Here is a 1121-nt window from a genome sequence, read left to right as displayed (position 1 = left end):
CTCCCTCATCCCCCCATCTCCCCACTCCCAGGATGAACATTTTCAATATGCTCAATCAAGCTTTCAGCCATTTCAACAGCGACGATAATTAACTGTTGTTCCATTTTTCCGTACCCTCCCTCGTTGCTGATTTGGGGGTAAATGTGGGGATTGGATAGCATGGCAGCTAGGAGTTGCGATGCTGTTTGTTTTAATTCATAGACTTGTAGGCTCACACCTCTATTCCCTCCAGTCCAACGGTAATTTAATTAGAGTTTGTTCAGATTTGCCAGCACGCACCCCTGGTTTGTCAACAATTTTGACTGTGGTTGCTTGGAGTCCTTCTTCACCTTCTTCTACGGAAAAATACACACCAGTACCCAATACTGCTCGGTTAAGGATTTTAAACTGGAATTTGGTTTGGGGAAAAGGTGAGCCAGCGCGGTCTTGGGGGTTTCCCCCATGAGCGACTGGCGTTAGCGTCAGCGTTAGCGACGAAGGAGCGTCACCCCGAAGGGGTTAAAGGGTAAGGGTTAAAGGTTTTTTCTTTCCCTTTTCCCCTTTCCCCCTTAACCGACAAGTATTGCACCAGTACCAATTTCTAGGCGTTGAAAGTCATCATGTAGGACGCTATTGCGGTGGAAGTAGATTTCCTGACCGTCTAAGGCTTTAAGAAAGCCATAACCGCGATCGCGAAATAACTTGGTAACAAGCGCCGTTGTATCCTGGGCTGCTTCACTGCTCAAGGCTTTATCGCTTTCATGTTGGCGTTGGGTGAGTTTGACAAGTTGTCCACAAGCTGCATCAAAGGCATCTCTAATTACTACATTTAGCGGCTGATACTGCTTGCCATCGCTGGGATTACTTTCTGCTACCAATTCGTGCCCAGGAGGTACGGTGATATCAATTCTGACTCTATAAGGAGAACCACTGCGGGGACGATGATGTATCTTTTCAATTGCAATATGGCAACTATTTATGTAATTGCAAATATGTTCTAGCTTGGCTATTTTTTGATTAATTAAAGCAGCGATCGCATCAGTTTTCTCTAGATTGCGATAAGTAATTTCTGGTGTAACTTTCATTGTCAGAGTGGGGATGAGGGAGATGGGGAGATGGGGGAGATGGGGGAGATGGGGCAG

The 1121-nt window shown here is 46.0% G+C and carries 2 protein-coding genes and 1 pseudogene; all 3 read right to left on the bottom strand.

Annotated features, from left to right (window positions below; genetic code table 11):
* Positions 1–5 precede the first annotated feature (5 nt).
* A complete protein-coding gene (locus GNE10_RS34690; RefSeq protein ID WP_099076454.1) occupies positions 6–215 on the bottom strand; it encodes a hypothetical protein in 210 nt (69 codons plus the stop codon).
* 4 nt (positions 216–219) lie between these two features.
* Positions 220–351 carry a hypothetical protein gene (locus tag GNE10_RS34685; protein ID WP_260447155.1) on the bottom strand — a complete coding sequence of 44 codons (132 nt, stop codon included), beginning with the start codon at positions 349–351 and terminating at the stop codon, positions 220–222.
* Between the two features lie 215 nt (positions 352–566).
* Positions 567–1064, bottom strand: a pseudogene (locus tag GNE10_RS34680) (HPF/RaiA family ribosome-associated protein); the annotation flags it as partial.
* Between the last annotated feature and the right edge of the window lie 57 nt (positions 1065–1121).

Source organism: Nostoc sp. 2RC (genome assembly GCF_014222165.1).
GTDB lineage: Bacteria > Cyanobacteriota > Cyanobacteriia > Cyanobacteriales > Nostocaceae > Nostoc > Nostoc linckia.
The sequence above is the reverse complement of the archived record's forward strand: the minus strand, read 5'-3'. Positions and strand labels throughout refer to the sequence as shown.